Raw genomic sequence first — 13,795 nt, forward strand, 5'->3', positions numbered from 1 at the left:
ACTACACAATGGACTTCCCCATCCTTTCGCTGATGCTGCTGGTACCGCTGGTCGGTGCCGCCATCTGTTTCTTCGTCCCCGCACAGACTGCGCGGATGGTCGCGCTGGTCGCGACCCTGATCGATCTGGCGCTTGGCGTTGTGCTCTGGGCCAATTTCGACATCGGCGGCGCGCAGTGGCAGTTTGTCGAGCGGGCACCGGTCTTCGCGGGCTTCTCTTACGCGCTGGGCATCGACGGTATCGCGCTGATGCTGATCATGTTGTCGGTTTTCCTGATGCCGATCTGCATAGGCGCCAGTTGGCTCTCTGTCACAAAGCGCGTGGGCGAGTACATGGCCGCGTTCCTGCTGATGGAAACGCTGATGATTGGCGTTTTCGCTGCGCAGGATCTGTTCCTGTTCTACATCTTCTTCGAAGCTGGCCTCATCCCGATGTACCTGATCATCGGCATCTGGGGCGGCGACAACCGCATCTACGCCTCATACAAGTTCTTCCTCTACACCCTGATCGGCTCGGTCCTGATGCTGATCGCGATGTTCTGGATGGTGCGCGAGGCGGGAACGACCGACATCCCGACGCTGATGGCGACCGACTTCCCGGCGGGGGCGCAGAACTGGTTGTGGCTGGCGTTCTTTGCGAGTTTCGCGGTGAAGATGCCGATGTGGCCCGTCCACACGTGGCTTCCTGACGCGCACGTTCAGGCGCCTACTGCTGGTTCGGTCATCCTGGCGGGCGTGTTGCTGAAGATGGGCGGATATGGCTTCATCCGTTTCAGCCTGCCGATGTTTCCAGATGCTTCGGCGCATTTTGCATGGCTGGTGTTCGGCCTTTCGATGGTGGCGGTGGTCTACACCTCGCTCGTCGCGCTGGTTCAGCACGATATGAAGAAGCTGATCGCCTATTCCTCGGTCGCGCACATGGCGATCGTCTGCATGGCGCTGTTCAGCTTCAACGTGCAGGGCCTCGAAGGCTCGATGATCGTGATGCTCAGCCACGGGCTTGTTTCGGGTGCGCTGTTCCTTGCCGTTGGCGTGATCTACGACCGGCTGCACACGCGTGAGATCAGCCGTTATGGCGGGTTGTCGATCAACATGCCGCGCTATGCGCTGTTCTTCCTGCTGTTCACGATGGCCTCGATCGGCCTGCCGGGGACGAGCGGCTTCGTTGGCGAATTCCTGTCGCTGGCGGGTATCTACCAGATTTCCAGCTGGGTCGCGTTCATCGGCACGACCGGCATTATCCTTGGCGCTGCCTACATGCTTTATCTTTACCGCCGCGTGGCGTTTGGCGAACAGGTGAACGCCGATGCCGCTGCCATGCCCGACCTCGACAAGCGCGAATGGGCGATGATGCTGCCGCTGGCCGCCGCCGTGCTGTGGATGGGCGTTTACCCGGAAAGCTTCCTTGCGCCGATGCGCTCAGATATCGAGTGGCTTGACCAGAGGTTGGAAGCCGCTGCACCCGCTGGCGATGCGCACTTGAGCGAGCCTAAGCCGGAGGCCGGAGCTGTGGAGCATGGCGAAGCCCACGCCGCAGAGGGGGAGGCACACTGATGACCGACTTCTCGCAATCGCTGCAGCTGATCGTAGCCGAAGAAGTGCTGTCGGTGACGGGCCTTGTCCTGCTCCTTGCCGCGGCATGGATGGGTGAGAAGGGTTCGCGCGCCATCTCGATCATTGCGGTGGCCGCCCTGGCCGCCTGTGCCTTCATCGCTGCGCCCACGCTGTGCGGCGGGCTGATGGGGCCGGATCGCGTGGCGTTCATGGGCCAGTACTCCGCCGATGCGTTCTCTGCTTTTGCCAAGTTGCTGATATATGCGGCCGGTGGCGCCGCGCTGATCGTTGCGCCGTCGTTCTTCGCGCGCGCCGGTGTCGGCGGCACAAGTGCGATGCGGGCGGAATATCCGGTGCTTGTCCTGTTCGCCGTGCTCGGCATGAACATGATGGTCTCGGCGACCGATTTCCTCACGCTTTACATCGGGTTGGAACTTAACAGCCTTGCCGCCTACGTATTGGCCGCGTTCCTGCGGACCGATGAGCGTTCGGCAGAAGCGGGCCTCAAGTACTTCGTGCTGGGCGCGCTGGCCTCGGGCATCATCCTGTTCGGCATGAGCCTCACTTACGGTTTCTCGGGCTCGACGAACTTTACCGCCGTTGCCTTGGCGCTGGACGGTCCGATGTCGACAGGGGCGCTGTTCGGCCTGATCTTCGTGCTGGCGGGTCTGGCCTTCAAGATCAGCGCAGTGCCGTTCCACATGTGGACGCCCGACGTGTACGAAGGCGCGCCGACGCCGGTTACGATGTTCTTCGCCACCGCGCCCAAGGTTGCCGCTCTGGCCCTGACGATGCGCGTCGCTCTCGATGCTTTCGGCAATCAGGTTGGCGCCTGGCAGCAGATCGTGATCTTTGTTTCGCTCGCCTCCATCGTGGTCGGCGCGCTGGGCGCAATCGGGCAGGCGAATATCAAGCGCCTGCTGGCCTATTCGTCGATCAACAACATCGGTTTTCTGCTGATCGGCCTTGCCGCCGCAACTCAGGAAGGTGCGGCGGCTATGCTCGTCTATCTCGCGATCTATGTCGCGATGAGCGTGGCTGGCTTCGTCGTGGTGCTGATGCTGCGCGATGCGGATGGCAACCCGGTTGAGGCGATTTCCGACATGGCGGGCCTGTCGCGCACGCGTCCGGCCTTGGCCTGGGCCTTGGCGGCTGTCATGTTCAGTCTTGCGGGCATTCCACCACTGTTCGGGTTCTGGGGCAAGTTCGTCGTATTTCAGGCAGCGGTGAATGCCGACCTGATCGCGCTTGCCGCTCTTGGCATCGCGGCCAGCGTAATCGGTGCGTTCTATTACCTGAAGGTCGTCAAGATCGCGTTCTTCGACGAACCGGCGAATGTCGTCGCGGCTGAAGGCGAAGGCGGAGTTGATGGTCTGGCGCACAAGATCCTGTTGCTCGTCTCCTGCCTCGTGATCTCGCCGCTCGGCTATCTGGCAACGCCGTGGCTGGGCGATCTGGCGGACAAGGCAGCCGCTGCGCTGTTCTTCGTAGGTTAGGGCGGGGCGCCGCATGATCGGCGGCCATCGCATCGAACGGGTCGAAGAGATCGGCTCGACCAGCGGCGAGCTCCTCGCGCGGCTTGGCAAGGGCGAAAACCTAGCCGAAGGCGCGTGGCTGATCGCCGATCGCCAGAGCGCGGGACGTGGGCGGCTCGGTCGGACGTGGTTCGACGGGGCCGGGAACTTCATGGGCTCCACCGCAGTCCAGCTTCGCAGTGACGATCCACCGGCGCAGACGATTGCGCTGGTCGCGGGTGTCGCTTTGTTCGACACGATCGCGAAATTCCTCGGCAATGCACAGGGCTTGCTGCTCAAATGGCCGAACGATGTCCTGCTCGACGGTGCAAAGTTGGCGGGGATCTTGCTGGAGCGTTCGAAAGAAACGGTTGTCGTCGGGATCGGCGTCAATCTTGCTGCGGCGCCAGACCTGCCGGACAAGGCAACGACCGCCGTGGCCACGCATGGGTTGCGCATCGACCGTGACGACTTTGCCGACCGACTCGCGGAACGGATGAGCATCGAACTGCGCACCTGGCGCAAGGACGGTCTCGCTCACACTATCGACCGCTGGGGCATCCGAGGGCCGCACATCGGTGCAGCCGTGCGTGTGGCCGGGGTCACGGGTAATGACGCATCGGGCGGGTTTGCCGGGCTCGCCCATGATGGGGCGTTGCAGTTGCGCCTTGCCAACGGCACGATCCGCACTGTTCACGCTGGCGAGGTGACCTTGCCGGAAACCGAGGGAGACTGAGCCACCATGCTGCTCGCCTGTGACGTTGGAAACACCAACATCGTCTTCGCGCTGATGGATGGGCGGGAAGTCCGCACCCGCTGGCGCATCGCCACCGACGCGCGCCGCACGGCGGACGAATATGCGGTCTGGCTGATGCAGTTGTTCGCCTTGGAGGGCCTGTCCTTCGATGCGGTCGACATGGTCATCGTCTCGACCGTCGTGCCGCGCGCACGGCACAACCTTGCCGTGCTGGGCGAGAAGTATTTCGGGAAAGCCCCGGTTTTCGCAGGCGAGGGGCCGGAAGGCTGGGGGATCGGCATCGATGTCGAGGAACCCAAATCGCTCGGCGCGGACCGTGCGGTCAACGCCATCGCCGCGCATCAGGATCACCCGGAAGACCTGATCGTCATCGATTTCGGCACCGCGACCACGCTCGACGTCGTCGACTTCAACGGTGCGTACAAGGGCGGGATCATCGCGCCGGGCATCAATCTATCGCTCGACGCGCTGGTCAATGCGGCGGCGAAACTGCCGCGCATCGCCATCGAAGCGCCCACCGAAACGACCTCTCTGATCGGGCGGAATACAGAGGCGCAGATGCATATCGGCGTGTTCTGGGGCTATATCGCGTTGATCGAAGGGCTCGTCGCGCGGTTGCAGGCCGAAATCGGTCGCCCGGCGAAAGTGATCGCTACGGGCGGTCTGGCGCTGTTGTTCGACAAGCACACCGACATTTTCGACGCGGTCGATGTCGATCTTACGCTTAAGGGGCTGGCCATCCTGGCCGAAAGGGCGTCTAAGCCCTCGCGATGACTCCTCAAAAAGAACTGCTTTTCCTCGCGCTCGGCGGGTCGGGCGAGATTGGCATGAACGTCAATCTCTATGGTGCCGACGGCAAATGGCTGATGGTCGACCTTGGCATGAGCTTTGCCGATCCGGGTTATCCGGGCGTCGATCTGGTCTTCGCCGACCTCGAATTTATCGAGGAACGGGCCGAGGATCTTGTCGGCATCGTCCTGACCCACGCGCATGAAGATCATATCGGTGCGGTGCCGTATTTCGCCGCCGATCTTGGCGTGCCGCTTTATGCAACGCCGTTCACCGCAGACCTCGTTCGCCGCAAGCTGGAAGAGGCCGATCTTGTCGGTGAGGTCGAGTTGAACATTATCGATCACCTCGATGCGTTCACGCCGGGCGGCACAGGGCCGTTTTCGGTCCGTTACCTGCCGCTGGCGCACTCGATTGCAGAGGGCAACGCGGTTCTGGTCGAAACGCCCTATGGCCGGGTGTTCCATACCGGCGACTGGAAGCTGGACGACGACCCGCAGATCGGCGAGCCATCGACCCCGGAAGAACTGACCGAGATCGGCGATGAGGGCGTGCTGGCGCTGGTCTGCGATTCGACCAACGTGTTCAATCCGCAGCCGTCGGGATCTGAAGGCGCCGTGCGTAAGGCGCTCGATGCCGAGATCGCGAAGCATGAAGGCAAGCGCGTTGTCGTCACGACCTTTGCGTCGAATGTCGCGCGGCTTCAGACATTGGGACAGGCGGCGAAGGACACCGGACGGCAGCTTTGCGTTGCCGGGCGTTCGCTGGACCGGATCATCGATGCGGCGCAGGCGAACGGGTATCTCGCCGATTTCCCCGACACTGTCGATTTCGATACCGCGATGCGCCTGCCGCGCGGCGAAGTCCTGATCATTGCGACGGGTGGGCAGGGCGAGCCGCGCGCGGCACTGGCCCGCATCGCTTCGGAGAGTCATCCGATCGAGTTGCAGAAGGGCGACGTCGTTCTGTTTTCCAGCCGTCAGATTCCGGGGAACGAGCTTCAGATCGGGCGGATCATGAACCAGTTGGCCCAGCGCCAAATCACCGTGGTGACGGACCGGCACGAGTTGATTCACGTATCGGGCCATCCGGGACGCCCCGAACTTGAAGAATTGTACGGTTGGCTGCGCCCCCAAATCCTTGTCCCCGTGCACGGTGAGGCGCGGCATATGCGAGAGCAGGCGCGCGTCGGCAAGGCGGCGGGCATTCCGGCACAGGTCTTCCAGATGAACGGCGACATCGTGCGCCTCGCCCCCGGCAAGCCGGGCAAGATCGGCGAGACGCGCACGGGAAGGCTCGTGCTGGACGGGGACATCATCGTTCCCGCTGATGGCGAGACGATTGTCGAGCGACGCAGACTGGCGGCCAATGGCCACGTGACCGTCATCCTGCCGCCCAAGGGGTCGAAGGCCGCGCCCTTGCTGCAACCCATCGGGCTGCCGCTGGACGAGGACGAGGCGGACTTTCTGGCCGAGGCGCAGGACGATATCCGGTCTGCCGTTGCCAAGCTGAAAGGCGGCAAGACGAAAGACCGTGCTGCCGTGCAGGAAGCGGCGCGGCTTGCGGCCCGTCGGGCAGCGCGACGCTGGTCGGGCAAGAACCCGCAAGTTACCGTGATCGACTACTACGACGCCTGAAGGAGCGCGCGACCATGCAGTGGACTTCCGTCCTTGCGATCTACCTGTTGTTCTGGGTCATGTCGGCATTTCTGGTGATGCCCTTCGGCATCCGAACGCACCGGGAAACCGGCGAGGAATTGATCGCCGGACAGGCAGACAGCGCGCCTGCGAATTTTCGTCCCGGTCGCGTCGCCGTTCGCGCTTCGATCCTTGCGGCCATTCTCTGCGCTGCGTTCTATTTCAATTATGAGCAGGGCTGGATCACGGCGAGTGACATCAACTTCATCTCGCCGCCCGCAGACATCGTGAAAGAACAGGAACTACTCCGCGCAGCAAGCAACCGCTGACCGATCGGCGGCAAAGGCCGCACGATCGGTCCTGCGTTGGCAATCAGCGCCGCAGACGCTCGATCGCCTGGGCCAGCGCGACGTAGAGTTTGCCCATGTCCGACGACAGCATCGTCACCGCCAGCGAATTCCCGTCGCGTGTGGCAAGGAGGTTGCGCAGCATAGCCTCGAAGTCGTGGATGTAGCGGTTCACATGCTCACGGAATTCGTCCTCGGCCTCGTAATGATCGACAATCCGGCGCGCTTCGCCTGAATCGATCAGCCGCACGGCGCGGCGGGTAAAGATACCCCTTTCGCCCTTCAGATAGGCCTGCCACGACGCTTCGCTGACTTCCGCCGACAGCACCTTGTCGATGTCGATGGCGGTCGAGTTCAGCGATTCGGTGATCTGGGAAACCCGCTTGGCGAAGTGTTCGTCGATGTCTTCTTCGGCGCGCTGGCGGGCGGCGTTGATGCGCGCCTCCAGATGGCCGGTGATCTCGTCGACGCGGCCCAGTTGGTCGCGCAGTTCGGTCGCGGCTTCGCGGGCTGCGACGGTCGCGCGGCTGACGGCCTTGTCCAGTCCTTCCAAGGCATCGCTCGTGCTCTCGCGCAGGGCCTGCGTAACGACGATGCCGCTCTCGGTCGCCAACTTTTCGGCGATGGAGCGAACTGCGTCGGACGATGTGCCCTCGATGTTCGCAACCGCCTCTCGGCTTGCTTCGGCAAGGCGTGCGATGGCACCGTTCAGCGTGGCTTCCGCCGCGCTGGCCATCGCCTCGCTGTCGCTGCGTGCCTGCGAAAGCGTGGCACGCAGTTCGCCCAGTTGATCGGCATGCTCCGACCCGCGCTCGCGCAGCGTGTCGTGCAGCTTCTCGATCTCGCCCAGTGCGGCCCCGGTGCTTTCGCGTGCAGCGTCCAGCGCTTGCGTAAGCGCCGTGCCGCGCTCGCCCGCGTCGCCCAAAGCGCCTTGCAGCGCCTCAATCCGGCTGCCGACGTTTTCAAGGCGTTCTTCAGCCTCACCGACCGCACCCGGCAAAGCCTCGCGCGCGTGGCGGGAACTGGCCTCGATCAGTTCGAGCAGGCGGACCGAGCTGTCGGTCAGTTGCATGACCGCGCTATCGGTGCCCGACAAGGCCTCCCTGCTTGCTTCCAGCTTGGCCGAGAGGTTGCCAAGGCCCGCAACGATTGCGGCTTCAGCATCGCGGCCATGGCCTGCGACGGTTTCCATCTTGGCGCCATATTCGCCAAGCTGCGCGGAAATCTGCTCGGCATGACGCGATAGCGCGGCCATCGCGTTGTCGTGCCGCTGGCGACGTTCGACAAAGCCGCGGTCGAACTCGATCAACAGGCCCTGCAGACTCTCGGTCAATTCGCGACCGGCTGCCTCGTGACGGTTGCGACGATCTTCCAGCTGCCGATCCAGTGCGGCCAGTTCGTCGGCGTAACCCTCGGCCAACTCGCGCGCGGCGTTGCGGCTGTAATTGCGGCGACGTTCGATCTCGCTGTCCAGCGCATCGAGCGCTGTGCGCAGGCTCTCGGACATCAGCGAAGCTGATTCGCGGCCCTTTTCGGCGCGTGCCTCGATGTCGGTGTCGAGGTTCTCGAGCGCCTGACCAATCGCGCGTGTCAGCATCTGGCCGGTCGCTTCGCCCTTCTGCGCACGCTCTTCAATCTGCGTGTCGAGCGAGGCAATGGCCGAGGCGATGCGTGCCGCGACCGCCTGACTGCGCTGTTCCCCGCGCGTGGCGCGTTGGTCGATCTCAGCATCGAGACGGGTAAGCGCGGCGGCGATCTTGTCGGCGTAGACTTGCCCGATCTCTTCACCGCGCAGGGTGCGTGCCTCGAGTTCGGAATCCATTTTGGCGAAAGTGTCGGCCAGATCCTCGACCAAAGCGCGGCTTGCCTGTGCGCCGCGCACGCGCCGCGCCTCGATCTCGCTGTCCAGCCCGGCGACTAGGGCGGTCAGGCGTTCAGTCAAGCCGCGGCCCACGTCCTCGCTCTTGGCGTAGCGTTCCTCGATCTCGGCATCGAGCGTTTCGCCCTGGCGGCGCAGGTCGCCATGCAGTCGGCTGATCTCTGCCGAAAGCGCCGCGATCCGCGCCCCGGCGGCATCCAAAGCTTCGGTCGAATTGGCATCCACTTGGCTGAAGAGCGCACGGGCATCGGCCTCGATCCCTGCGATACGGTTGCGCCAACCGGCAAGGGCAGCACCCTCGTCCTCGCGCATTTTGCCGGTAAGGTCGGTCGCGGCGGTTTCGACCGTGCGCAGACGTTCGCGCAGGGCGTTCAGCGCATAGCCCTCGGTCTCGGACAGCTTGGCACGTGTGGTTTCAAGCAGACCTTCAAGCTCGTCGGCGCGCGACCTTACGGCGGACAATGCGGCGATTTCCTGCTGTTCCATGCGCTCGCGCAAGGCTGCGCTTTCGGTATCAAGCGCCGCAAAGCGGTCCGTGGCAATTTGGCCCAGCTGGTCGGCGCAGCGATTGAAGTCGCCCAGCACCTCGTTCACGCGCTCGCGCATTACGTCGACTTTGAAGGTGCTCTCCTCGCTGGCCGAACCGATTTCGCGGAACCCTTCGGACAGACGGTCGAACTGCTCGCTCGCGCCTTGGCCAGCCTGACCGATGGTATTGGTCAGGTCGCGGGTTGCATTCGTAACGACGGGAAGCTGTCCGCGCAGCTTCTCCATGTTCTCCAACGCGGCGGTGCTCACGGTCTCTAGCCGGTCGACGCGTTCGGAATTGTCGCCGATCAGGCGCTCGAGCTTGCCCGCACTCTCGCTCAACCGCTCGCTGGCGATGCGACCCAGCGCTTCGAGATCGCGGCCCTGCGCGATAATGAATTCGCGCGCGATCGACAGTTCAGAGTTCACATGCGTCAGCCGATCCTCCAGCGCGCGCGATTCGGCGCGCAAGTTGGCGGCGGCATCGGCGAATCGCGTCGCCTCCACCCGGCTATTGCGCATGGCCAGCAGCCACAGTGCGATGACGAAAGCGGCAGGCATTGACCATTGCGCAAGCAGAACGGTCCATTCCGCAGGCGTGGGGCGTGCGATGATCGCCGACTGGTTGGCCCATCCGAAGAATGCCGTCCACGCCAGCAAGGCAACAACGCCGACCGCAGGTGCGATCCAGCCAAGGTTGCGACGGACGGGAACGTCAGGTTCGTACCATTCCGTGGCCTCTTCACTTGCGTAGGTTTCAGTTGCCGGTTCGCCTTCAGCGACCTGTTCTTCCTGTTCCCCGAAGGGCACGATGTTCCGCCGTCTTGTCATGGTATTGACGACTATCACCGTTTGCCCCCGCGCGCACGAAACAATTAACCGGTTTTCCCCCAAGCCGACCTTAGTTTCGTGTCGTTTTCGGGCGATCGATTCCTGCCATCTTGCGCAGCGGCGCGGCGGGCCCCATGAACCGGGTTTCGGACACGAGATTTCGCGCCGGCCATCGAGTTCGGGCGCGTGGGGCGATAAACGGTTTGCGCATTGCCGTACTTTCCATGCTGGAGCCTCTGGCTGTCGACGGGTTGTTGACCCGTGCCGGCGTGCGCGTGGGCGGCGAATCGGTGATCGAGCAGCAGCTGGAACTGGTGGTCGCGGCGGGTGCCAAGCGGCTGCTTTTGCTGGCGGATCGCCGCGCGGTAGGGCTTGACGACGCGGTGGCGCTGGCCAGCGAAGCGGGGATGGAGGTGCGGATCATCGCCGATGCTCCGGCCTTGTGTTCTGAGGTTACTGCCGCCGACGAGCTGATGGTGCTGGGCGATGCGCTGATCGCCGATCCGGTGCTGTTGCTGCCGCTGTTGCAGACGAGCGGTGTGGCGGTTTTGCCAATCGAGGCGGGTCTTGCCGCCGGGTTTGAGCGAATCGACGCCGAGAACGCGTGGGCAGGGGTGCTGGTCATCCCCGGCGCTCTGGCCGAGCGTTTGCGCCAGTTGCCGCGCGATTGCGACGTCGCTTCGTCCCTGCTGCGCATTGCCTTGATGGCGGGCGTGACGGTGCGGCAGGTGCCGGGTGAGGCTCTGACTGAGAAGCGCTGGGCAGTCGTGAAAAGCGAGGCCGACGGACTGGCGATAGAGGCACACCGGTTGCGTCACAGTCTGGAGGCGGCGCGGGGGCGAACCTTGGGCTCGCGGCTTGCGGGATTGCTGGTAGGGCGGTTCGGCAATCGCCTGTTCGAGGCGGACCGGTCGCCGGTGCTCGTTTGGTGGTTTGCCCTTGTGCCGGTTGCCGCTGCCGTCGCCTTGGCCGCGTTCGGCATGTTTGCGAGCGCGCTGATCGCTTTGGGGCTGGCGTGGCTGACCGTGCGGGGCGCGATCATTCTTCAGGATGCGGAGCGGCAGGGGCGCTTGGCGTCAGCCTTGCCCGATCACAAGCCGTTGGTTGCGCATATCGCGCTCGATCTCCTGCTTCTGCTATTGCTCGCCTTGGCGCTGAGTGGGTGGGATTGGGGCCAGAGCCTCGATGTTCTGGGACCGTGGTTTGTCGCTACGGTGTGGATCGCGGTGACACGGATCGCGGCAGAGGGATTTCCATTCGCCATGGCGCGCCCTTGGTTTGAGGATCGCTTCAGTCAATGCCTTGTCTTTGCCATCGCGATTGCGGGCGGCGTTCTGGGGCCGGTCGCGATGCTGGGCGGGATGGCGATCCTGCTCGCTTGGGCGGGGCTGACCGTGGTCCGCGCCGATGGCGTCGAAAACTAACGCGACTTTAACCATGGGGTGATAGGTCGGTTACATGGGTGAACTCGAAAAGGCCACGGGCCTACAGTCTGTAATGCGCGTAGAGCTGAAGCGCGGCGACCGTGTGCTGAGCGCACGGGGCGTCGTTTTGCGCCAGCTGATCGCCACCGAAGACCGCTCGATGTTCTCTGATGCCATCGTCGCCCGCGTGCGCGCCATGGCAGAGGATCTGGCCCGCCAGGTCGGGTTCAAGCTGGCGCAGGCGGCGGGCGAGAAAGACCCGCGAGCATGGGCCGATTCGATTATCGAGCCGCTGGCCGGTGCTCTGATCGACGATCCGGCAATCGTCGATCATCTCCACTCGGTCGCGCTGGAATGGCAGCTGACCGAATCGATGCAGCGGCGAGCCGGGGTCGATCCGGCGCTGTCGCCTTTGCTTCAGGCGCTGATCGGTGCGGACGATCCGACAAGTTCGGCGCTGGCTATGGACCTGCTGACTTCGCAAGCCGCGTTTGCGCGCCACCAGCAGCGGATGAGCCTGCCTGTTACCGAACTGCCGGCCGAAGTGCTCTACGCCTTGCTTGAAACCCTGCGCCACGCAGTTGCCGGCGATCTCGCTTTCGAGGCGCATGCCCGTAACACCGAACACGCCATCCGCGAGGAATACGACGAATCGCAGTGCCGCATCGCGCTGGCCAATCGGCTTGTCGCGGCGCTGGGGGCAGGGGCCTTTGCCGCGCTGTCGATCACGCATGCTGGCGTGGCCGTGTTCTTGTCCGCGCTGGCTTCCGCCACCGGGGATTCGCGCGATACCGTCGCCGTCGCCACCAGCGAGAGCCAGCTCGCGCGCCTTGCGCTGTCTTTACGCGCCGCCGGGCTGGGAGACCGAGAAATCGAGCGCGAGTTTTATTCCATCCACCCCGACATTACACTTCCCGAGGGCTTTGGGCGCCTGCAGGGCGGCGATGCGCGCGCGCTGCTGACCGGGCAGGGAGTTTCGGACGATGGCCGGGGCTGAAACCGCCATCGAAGAGGCGGCCGTGGAGCCGATCGTCGCGCGCAGCGACGTGGCCGACCGTCTGGTTTCGGCCGACAAGCCGCTGGCCGCGATGCAGGTGGCCTGTGGCGGCGACATTCCCGGGTTGATCGCCGCGCCAGACCTGCTGGAACTGGTGCGCAAGGCGCGGTCTTTCGAAATGCGGCTCGGTCGTCCGCTGGCGATGCGCCATTCGGGGGGCAGGCTTGAGGGTTGGGCCGATGTCGTGCCCGATGCCGAGGGGTGCACGATCCGACTGTCCGACTGGCAGGAAACGCTTACCGAGGCGGAGCAGGCCGACGGTGTTGAAACGCGGCTCGCAATCGAAAACCTGCTGGCGGAAGGCGTGGTCTGGCTCGATTCGGGCCAGCGCGTCGTGGCGATGGAGAGCCAGACCGCCGATCTTGAAACGATGCTGGGGCGGGCGCGGAGCGAGCGGGGTCAGCACTGGACCCGCCTGTTCGATTTTGCAGGCGGAGAGACGGATACGCCGCCGGTGTGGCAGGCGCGCGGCGGCATGACGGTGCGCGTGGCCGGATCGGAGCGGGACTGGCATCTTCTGCTGACCCCGGCGCAGTCGGGCTTTCAACTGCTGTTACGTCCACTGGGCGAGATCGAGGCGGCGAACCGCCGCGACGATCTGTTGCCGCAGAACCTGCTTAGCGAGATGCTTGGGCCAGCGCTGGTCGATCCGGTTTCACGCATCGTGCAGCAGGGAGAGGCGATCCGCGACCGTCTGGCGGGGCCGCTGCCCGACGAGTATCGCGAATATGCAAGCGATATCGTCAGCGCAGGAACGCATTTACGCGAACTGGCCGAAGAACTTGGCGATGCGGAGGCGATAGAGCTCGGCACGCTGGAGATCCAGGCCGAGCCGGTGTCGTTGCGCGATACGGCAGAAGCCGCCTGGCGGTTGTTGCAACGTAGAGCCGAGGCAAGGGGCGTGGCGATCACGCTGGCCGGTGACGAGGTCACGGCGCGGGCGGATCGGCGGCGCTTGCTCCAGATTTTCCTGAACATCGTTGGCAACGCCATCGATTACGGGCCCGCGCAGGGGCAAGTGGAAATCCACGTTGCGCGCGATGGCGGGCGCACGATCACCACGATTTCCGATGAAGGCGAGCCGCTGTCGTCCGAAGAGCGTATTCGCATGTTCGAACAGTTCGAACGGCTTGGCCGCAGCGGCGATACCGGATCGGGCCTTGGCCTCTACATCTCGTTGATGACGGCCCGCGCGATGGGCGGCGATATAGAGGCAACGGTCGCTGGCGAACGCGGCAACCGCTTTGTGATCACGCTCCCTGGCGCCTGATCAGGGGCGGTCGTTCCGCCTGCGAGTGACCCAGACCATCAGCACGCCTGCCGCCGCGGCGATAACGCCATAGGCGGCCCATTCCTTTTCGCCCAGCATAAAGCTGTTCGCGGGCCACATCACGAGGCCCAGGCCCTGCAGCGTCCAGAGCAGGCCTGAAAGGAAAAGGGCGACGCCGAAGACCCTGATAAGAACTCTCGGCATCGCCC

Annotated in this window: 11 protein-coding genes; 9 read left to right on the plus strand and 2 right to left on the minus strand. The window is 64.1% G+C overall.

The window, feature by feature from the left end; all coding sequences use genetic code 11:
• The first annotated feature begins 8 nt into the window (after window positions 1-8).
• The 6 genes from AB433_RS08115 to AB433_RS08140 are packed head-to-tail and all read left to right on the plus strand — an operon-like array spanning window position 9 to window position 6,579.
• Window positions 9-1,553 (plus strand): NADH-quinone oxidoreductase subunit M, encoded by a 1,545-nt coding sequence (locus AB433_RS08115; protein WP_047820631.1) that lies wholly within the window; start codon window positions 9-11, stop codon window positions 1,551-1,553.
• Entirely contained in the window at window positions 1,553-3,049 is a 1,497-nt protein-coding gene (nuoN, locus tag AB433_RS08120) for an NADH-quinone oxidoreductase subunit NuoN (protein WP_047820632.1), read from the plus strand. Before AB433_RS08115 ends, nuoN begins: the two co-directional genes overlap by 1 nt.
• A gap of 13 nt (window positions 3,050-3,062) precedes the next feature.
• Window positions 3,063-3,803, plus strand: a complete 741-nt coding sequence (locus AB433_RS08125) for a biotin--[acetyl-CoA-carboxylase] ligase (RefSeq protein WP_047820633.1) — start codon at window positions 3,063-3,065, stop codon at window positions 3,801-3,803.
• 6 nt (window positions 3,804-3,809) lie between these two features.
• The gene (locus tag AB433_RS08130) at window positions 3,810-4,598 is read left to right on the plus strand and encodes a type III pantothenate kinase (protein ID WP_047820634.1); all 789 of its coding nucleotides are present in this window, start codon (window positions 3,810-3,812) and stop codon (window positions 4,596-4,598) included.
• Window positions 4,595-6,250 (plus strand): ribonuclease J, encoded by a 1,656-nt coding sequence (locus tag AB433_RS08135; RefSeq protein WP_047820635.1) that lies wholly within the window; start codon window positions 4,595-4,597, stop codon window positions 6,248-6,250. Before AB433_RS08130 ends, AB433_RS08135 begins: the two co-directional genes overlap by 4 nt.
• Before the next feature lie 14 nt (window positions 6,251-6,264).
• Complete coding sequence (locus AB433_RS08140) at window positions 6,265-6,579, plus strand: DUF1467 family protein (RefSeq protein WP_047820636.1); 315 nt, start codon at window positions 6,265-6,267, stop codon at window positions 6,577-6,579.
• Window positions 6,580-6,622: 43 nt separating this feature from the next.
• On the opposite strand, the gene AB433_RS08145 is transcribed toward AB433_RS08140, so the two are convergent.
• Complete coding sequence (locus AB433_RS08145; RefSeq protein ID WP_156170743.1) at window positions 6,623-9,835, minus strand: hypothetical protein; 3,213 nt, start codon at window positions 9,833-9,835, stop codon at window positions 6,623-6,625.
• Window positions 9,836-10,059: 224 nt separating this feature from the next.
• Here AB433_RS08145 and AB433_RS19445 point away from each other — a divergent pair, with 224 nt between their 5' ends.
• Genes AB433_RS19445 through AB433_RS08160 form a run of 3 tightly spaced genes read left to right on the plus strand, consistent with a single transcriptional unit; the run spans window position 10,060 to window position 13,586 of the window.
• The gene (locus AB433_RS19445) at window positions 10,060-11,259 is read left to right on the plus strand and encodes a hypothetical protein (RefSeq protein WP_053059059.1); all 1,200 of its coding nucleotides are present in this window, start codon (window positions 10,060-10,062) and stop codon (window positions 11,257-11,259) included.
• Between the two features lie 34 nt (window positions 11,260-11,293).
• The gene (locus AB433_RS08155; protein ID WP_053059060.1) at window positions 11,294-12,256 is read left to right on the plus strand and encodes a hypothetical protein; all 963 of its coding nucleotides are present in this window, start codon (window positions 11,294-11,296) and stop codon (window positions 12,254-12,256) included.
• Window positions 12,243-13,586, plus strand: coding sequence for a sensor histidine kinase (locus AB433_RS08160; RefSeq protein WP_047820638.1), 1,344 nt, complete (start codon window positions 12,243-12,245; stop codon window positions 13,584-13,586). The genes AB433_RS08155 and AB433_RS08160 overlap by 14 nt, the downstream gene beginning before the upstream one ends.
• Here AB433_RS08160 and AB433_RS08165 read toward each other — a convergent pair whose 3' ends face one another.
• Window positions 13,587-13,790 (minus strand): hypothetical protein, encoded by a 204-nt coding sequence (locus AB433_RS08165; RefSeq protein WP_047820639.1) that lies wholly within the window; start codon window positions 13,788-13,790, stop codon window positions 13,587-13,589.
• Window positions 13,791-13,795 lie beyond the last annotated feature (5 nt).

Source organism: Croceicoccus naphthovorans (assembly GCF_001028705.1).
GTDB classification, from domain to species: Bacteria; Pseudomonadota; Alphaproteobacteria; order Sphingomonadales; family Sphingomonadaceae; genus Croceicoccus; species Croceicoccus naphthovorans.

What these genes read in the sequence shown, in the direction of transcription:
- AB433_RS08115 (WP_047820631.1), top strand. Translation starts at nt 9, where the DNA reads ATGGACTTCCCCATCCTTTCGCTGATGCTGCTGGTACCGCTGGTCGGT.
- nuoN (WP_047820632.1), top strand. Translation starts at nt 1,553, where the DNA reads ATGACCGACTTCTCGCAATCGCTGCAGCTGATCGTAGCCGAAGAAGTG.
- AB433_RS08125 (WP_047820633.1), top strand. Translation starts at nt 3,063, where the DNA reads ATGATCGGCGGCCATCGCATCGAACGGGTCGAAGAGATCGGCTCGACC.
- AB433_RS08130 (WP_047820634.1), top strand. Translation starts at nt 3,810, where the DNA reads ATGCTGCTCGCCTGTGACGTTGGAAACACCAACATCGTCTTCGCGCTG.
- AB433_RS08135 (WP_047820635.1), top strand. Translation starts at nt 4,595, where the DNA reads ATGACTCCTCAAAAAGAACTGCTTTTCCTCGCGCTCGGCGGGTCGGGC.
- AB433_RS08140 (WP_047820636.1), top strand. Translation starts at nt 6,265, where the DNA reads ATGCAGTGGACTTCCGTCCTTGCGATCTACCTGTTGTTCTGGGTCATG.
- AB433_RS08145 (WP_156170743.1), bottom strand. Translation starts at nt 9,835, where the DNA reads ATGACAAGACGGCGGAACATCGTGCCCTTCGGGGAACAGGAAGAACAG.
- AB433_RS19445 (WP_053059059.1), top strand. Translation starts at nt 10,060, where the DNA reads ATGCTGGAGCCTCTGGCTGTCGACGGGTTGTTGACCCGTGCCGGCGTG.
- AB433_RS08155 (WP_053059060.1), top strand. Translation starts at nt 11,294, where the DNA reads ATGGGTGAACTCGAAAAGGCCACGGGCCTACAGTCTGTAATGCGCGTA.
- AB433_RS08160 (WP_047820638.1), top strand. Translation starts at nt 12,243, where the DNA reads ATGGCCGGGGCTGAAACCGCCATCGAAGAGGCGGCCGTGGAGCCGATC.
- AB433_RS08165 (WP_047820639.1), bottom strand. Translation starts at nt 13,790, where the DNA reads ATGCCGAGAGTTCTTATCAGGGTCTTCGGCGTCGCCCTTTTCCTTTCA.